Here is a 5068-nt window from a genome sequence, read left to right on the forward strand (position 1 = left end):
GGATGATGGTGACGCTCTCGCCGCAGCCGCAGGCGTCGGTCTGGTTCGGATTCCGGAACACGAATTTCGACGCCAGTTTCGTCGTCTCGTAGTCGATCTCCGATCCGATCAGGAACAGGATCGCCTTGGGATCGATCAGGATGGTGACGCCCTTGTCCTCGACCACCTCGTCCATCGGCTCGATCGTCTCGGCATAGGCGAAGGTGTACTCCTGCCCCGCGCAACCGCCGTTCTTCACCCCGACGCGCAGGCCGACATAGGGCTTGGCCGCATGGGCCATGATCTCCGTCACGCGCGCGGCCGCGGCGTCCGTCAGGCTGACAGCCTTGGGGCGCGGTCGGCGCGGACGGGTCGTGGTCTGAAGCTCGGTCATCGATCGTCCATCAGAACATGTTCAGGGCCAGCTTGGCCTCGTCGCTCATCTTGGAAGCGTCCCACGGGGGGTCGAAGGTCAGGGCCGCGCGGACCGACTTGACGCCCTCGACCTTCCGCACCGCATCCTCGACCCAGCCCGGCATCTCGCCGGCGACGGGGCAGCCGGGGGCCGTCAGCGTCATTTCGATGGCCACGTCGCGATCGTCGGACAGGTCGACCTTGTAGATCAGCCCGAGCTCGTAGATGTCCACCGGGATCTCGGGATCATAGACCGACTTCAGCGCCTCGATGATGTCGTCCGTCATCCGGTCGATCTCCCCCTGGGCCAGGGCGCTCTTCTGGGGCGCATCCCAGGCTTCGGCGAAGGCCGCGCTGTCGGTTGCCGGTTCGGCGTTTCGGGTCGTCGGGTCGCTCATGCGAAGAACTCACGGGCCTTGATCAGGGCGTCGGCGAAGGCGTCGGCGTCCTCTGTGGTATTATATAGGGCGAAGCTGGCGCGAACGCTCGACGTCAGGCCGAAACGGTCCGCCAGAGGCTCGGCGCAGTGCAGGCCGGCGCGGACGGCGACGCCGTACCGATCCATGACCTGGGCGATGTCATGGGCGTGCGCGCCGTCGACGGTGAAGGTCAGGATGGCCCCCTTCCCCTCCGCCTCGCCGACCACCTTCAGCCAGTTGACGCCTTCCAGCCGCTTGCGCGCATGCTGGTAGACGGCGCGCTCATGGGCCGCGACCGCGTCGGGATCGAAGCGCGACAGCCATTCAATGGCCGCGCCCAGGCCGATGGCCTCGAGGATCGGCGGCGTCCCCGCCTCGAACCGGTGCGGCGGCTTCGCATAGGTGATGCGGTCCATCGTCACCGTCTCGATCATCTCGCCGCCGCCCTGATACGGCGGCAGGGCCTCCAGCGCCTCCCCCGTCCCGTACAGGCAGCCGATGCCCGTGGGGCCGAACAGCTTATGGCCGGTGAAGGCGTAGAAGTCGCAGCCGATGGCCCGCACGTCGGGCGCCGCATGCACCGCCCCCTGGCAGCCGTCGATCAGCACCTTCGCCCCGACCGCGTGCGCCATCTCCGTGATGGCCTGCACCGGATTGATCGTCCCCAGCACGTTCGACATGTGGGTCACCGCGACGACCTTCGTCCTCGGCCCCAGCAGGCCCGCATAGGCCGCCATGTCCAGCGAGCCGTCGTCCAGGACCGGAATCCACCGGATCACCGCCCCGCGCCGCTCGCGCAGCAGGTGCCAGGGTACGATGTTGGAATGGTGCTCCATCTGGCTGACGATGATCTCGTCGCCCGGCTGGATGGACTGGCCCAACCCCGCCGCCACCAGATTGATCGCCTCGGTCCCGCCCTTGGTCCAGACGATGTTGGACGCCGCCTCCGCATTGACGAACCGCGCCACGCTGTCGCGCGCCGCCTCGAAGGCCTCGGTCGTCTCATTGGCCAGCGTATGCAGGCCGCGATGGACGTTGGCGTAGCTGCTCTCCATCGCCGCCGTCATGGCGTCGATCACCGCCCGCGGCTTCTGCGCCGAGGCGGCCGAGTCCAGATAGACCAGCGGCCGACCGTTCACCTGCCGCGACAGGATCGGGAACTGCGCGCGGACGGCATAGGGGTCAAAGGCGGTCACAGGCGATCCGTCAGCCATGCCCTCGCCACCTCTCTCGCGCCCTCGTGCCCGATCCGGTCGACGACCTCGATCAGGAAGGCCTCCGTCAGCAGGGCCCGCGCCTCGTCGGCGGGGATGCCGCGCTGCTGCATGTAGAACAGCGCCCGCTCGTCCAGATTCCCGACGGTGTTGCCGTGCGCGCACTGCACGTCGTCGGCGTAGATTTCCAGCTCCGGCTTGGCGTCCACCTCGGCCCGTTCGCCCAGGATCAGGGCGTGGTGACCCATGCGGGCGTCGGTCCCGTCGGCCCCGCGCTCGACGATGATCTTGCCCTGGAACACGCCGCGCGCGGTGTCGCGCACCACGCCCTTGGTCAGCTGGCTGGTCAGGCCGTCGGCGGCCACATGGTCGACCACCGACGTCAGGTCGGCCTGCCGCGCGGCCGACAGCAGATAGACGCTGTCCAGCCGCACATCCGCCCCCTGCGCGCGATGCGTGACCTGCGTCTCCTGCCGCTGCAGCTTTGCGCCCGTCGTCAGGATGGTCTGGCGATAATGGCCGCCCGCCTCGACCTTCACATGCGCCTGGGTGATCGAGATGACGTCCTCGGGCTCGTCGGCCAGCACCACGCGCGTCACCTCGGCGCCGCGCGCCACGTCCAGCTCCAGCCGGTTGTGCGCGACGTAGGCCGAGCCCTCGCCCTCATGGGTTTCCAGCAGCAGCAGCTTCGCCCCGGCCCGCACCGAGATGCGCGCGGTCAGGGCGTGGCCGGTACCCTCGGCCCGCGAGATCAGGCGCAGCCGCACGGTCTTTTCGCCCGAGACCATCACCTGGGTCTCGTTCACGGCCCGGCCGTTGACGAAGACCATGGCCTCGCCGCCCAGCGCCTCGAACGGCCCGCCGCCGACCAGCGGCACCGTCGCCGACGGGGAAGGCGCGGGCGCCTCGCGCAGATGACGGCGCAGGTCCGAATATTTCCACGCCTCGACCCGTTTCGAGGGGAAGCTGGAGGCGTCCTTCAGATCGATGCTTGGAAGGGCGTTCACGCCGCCTGCACCATGTATTTGTCGTAGCCCTCGGCCTCGAGCTCGTGAGCCAGCTCGGGCCCGCCCGAGTCCACGATCCGCCCCGCCGCCAGCACATGCACCCGGTCCGGTTTGATGTAGTCCAGCAGCCGCTGATAGTGGGTGATCACCAGCATGGCGCGCTCGGGGCTGCGCAGGGCGTTGACCCCCTCGGCCACGATCCGCAGGGCGTCGATGTCGAGGCCGGAATCCGTCTCGTCCAGGATCAGCAGTGACGGCTCCAGCAGGGCTATCTGCAGGATCTCCATCCGCTTCTTCTCGCCGCCCGAGAAGCCGACGTTCAGCGGCCGCTTCAGCATGTCGAAATCCATCTTCAGCGCCGCCGACGCCGCCTTGACCATCTTCAGGAAGGCGGGCGCCGCCACCTCCTCCTCGCCGCGCGCGCGCTTCTGGGCGTTCAGCGCCGTGCGCACGAAGGTCAGGGCCGGGACGCCCGGAATCTCGATCGGATACTGGAACGACAGGAAGACGCCCTTCGCCGCGCGCTCGGCCGGCTCGAGACCCAGCAGGTCCTCGCCCTTCCAGCTGACGGCGCCCTCGGTCGCCTCATAGCCGGGCCGTCCCGACACGGCGTAGCCCAGGGTCGACTTGCCGGCCCCGTTCGGCCCCATGATGGCGTGCACCTCGCCCGCGGGGACGTCGAGCGTCAGCCCCTTGAGGATGGGCTTGTCGCCGACGGAGACGTTGAGATTCTGGATAGAGAGCATCACTTGTACCAATCGATAGCGAGCCCAGCGTTCAGCCGGGCGAGGGCGGCAATCGTCGCCGCCTCGATCATTTCGCCGCGCTTCGCTTCATCAGCCGTGGCGTAGAGTTCGATGTCGGCGCCCTGCACCGCCAACGCCGTCAAAGCGGCGGATCGACTCTCCAGCCGATTACCCAAGGCGATGATCGCGGCGTTCAAAGCCAGGGTTCCGGCCTCAGGGACGTCGAAGGCGCAGTAGGTTTCGCCGCGCGCGCCACCGATAGAACGCCCGTTCGGCGCGACGCGCGCGTCGCCGGCCGTCCACTTGACCTTCGCGGCTTGCCCGACGGCCTCTTCGATCAGTTCCGCCGCCATCGATGCGTGCCGAATACGCAAGCTGAGAAGAGATTGTCGCGCGCTCACCCCACGCTCCCTTCGAGACTGATCGCCACCAGCTTCTGCGCCTCGACGGCGAACTCCATCGGCAGCTTCTGCATCACGTCGCGGACGAAGCCGTTGACCAGCAGGGCCACGGCCTCCTCCTGCGACAGCCCGCGCTGCTGCGCATAGAACAGCTGGTCGTCCGACAGGCGCGTGGTGGTCGCCTCGTGCTCCAGCTGGGCCGAGCCGTTGCGGGCCTCGATATAGGGCACGGTGTGCGAGCCGCAGGTCTTGCCGATCAGCAGGCTGTCGCACTGGGTGAAGTTGCGCACCCCGGTCGCCTTCGGGTGCACCGAGACCAGGCCGCGATAGGTCGAGTCCGACTTCCCGGCGGACACCGCCTTGGCGATGATCCGGCTCTTCGAATTCTTGCCCAGATGGATCATCTTGGTGCCGGTGTCGGCCTGCTGATGCCCGTTGGTGATGGCGATCGAATAGAATTCGCCCGAGCTGTCCTCGCCCTTGAGGATGCAGGACGGATATTTCCACGTCACCGCAGACCCCGTCTCCACCTGCGTCCACGACACCTTCGACCGGTCGCCGCGGCAGTCGGCGCGCTTGGTGACGAAGTTGTAGATGCCGCCCTTGCCCTCGGCGTCGCCGGGGTACCAGTTCTGCACCGTCGAATATTTGATCTCGGCGTCGTCCAGCGCGACCAGTTCCACCACCGCCGCATGCAGCTGGTTCTCGTCGCGCATCGGGGCGGTGCAGCCCTCCAGATAGGAGCAATAGCTGCCCTTGTCGGCGATGATCAGCGTCCGCTCGAACTGGCCGGTGTTCGACGCATTGATGCGGAAATAGGTCGACAGCTCCATCGGGCAGCGCACGCCCGGCGGGATGTAGACGAACGATCCGTCCGAAAAGACCGCG

Annotated in this window: 7 protein-coding genes; all 7 read right to left on the bottom strand. The window is 67.7% G+C overall.

Annotation, left to right across the window (positions count from 1 at the left end; all coding sequences use genetic code 11):
- The coding region (locus V6M42_RS12355) for a HesB/IscA family protein (protein ID WP_332678736.1) at positions 1–373 on the bottom strand (373 nt) is incomplete at its 3' end.
- 10 nt (positions 374–383) lie between these two features.
- Positions 384–680 carry an SUF system Fe-S cluster assembly protein gene (locus V6M42_RS12360; RefSeq protein WP_332658233.1) on the bottom strand — a complete coding sequence of 99 codons (297 nt, stop codon included), beginning with the start codon at positions 678–680 and terminating at the stop codon, positions 384–386.
- A gap of 107 nt (positions 681–787) precedes the next feature.
- The gene (locus tag V6M42_RS12365; protein WP_332678737.1) at positions 788–2026 is read right to left on the bottom strand and encodes an aminotransferase class V-fold PLP-dependent enzyme; all 1239 of its coding nucleotides are present in this window, start codon (positions 2024–2026) and stop codon (positions 788–790) included.
- Positions 2005–3033, bottom strand: a complete 1029-nt coding sequence (sufD, locus tag V6M42_RS12370; RefSeq protein ID WP_332678738.1) for a Fe-S cluster assembly protein SufD — start codon at positions 3031–3033, stop codon at positions 2005–2007. Before sufD ends, V6M42_RS12365 begins: the two co-directional genes overlap by 22 nt.
- Positions 3030–3779: a Fe-S cluster assembly ATPase SufC gene (gene sufC / locus V6M42_RS12375; protein WP_332678740.1), complete on the bottom strand. Its 750-nt coding sequence runs from the start codon at positions 3777–3779 to the stop codon at positions 3030–3032. The genes sufD and sufC overlap by 4 nt, the downstream gene beginning before the upstream one ends.
- Complete coding sequence (locus V6M42_RS12380) at positions 3779–4180, bottom strand: hypothetical protein (RefSeq protein WP_332678742.1); 402 nt, start codon at positions 4178–4180, stop codon at positions 3779–3781. The genes sufC and V6M42_RS12380 overlap by 1 nt, the downstream gene beginning before the upstream one ends.
- Positions 4177–5068: Fe-S cluster assembly protein SufB (sufB, locus tag V6M42_RS12385; protein ID WP_332678745.1), on the bottom strand; the 892-nt coding region annotated here is incomplete at its 5' end. The genes V6M42_RS12380 and sufB, both read right to left, overlap by 4 nt.

It is taken from the genome of Brevundimonas sp., assembly GCF_036677305.1.
Lineage (GTDB): Bacteria > Pseudomonadota > Alphaproteobacteria > Caulobacterales > Caulobacteraceae > Brevundimonas.

What these genes read in the sequence shown, in the direction of transcription:
- V6M42_RS12360 (WP_332658233.1), bottom strand. Translation starts at nt 680, where the DNA reads ATGACGGACGACATCATCGAGGCGCTGAAGTCGGTCTATGATCCCGAG.
- V6M42_RS12365 (WP_332678737.1), bottom strand. Translation starts at nt 2,026, where the DNA reads ATGGCTGACGGATCGCCTGTGACCGCCTTTGACCCCTATGCCGTCCGC.
- sufC (WP_332678740.1), bottom strand. Translation starts at nt 3,779, where the DNA reads ATGCTCTCTATCCAGAATCTCAACGTCTCCGTCGGCGACAAGCCCATC.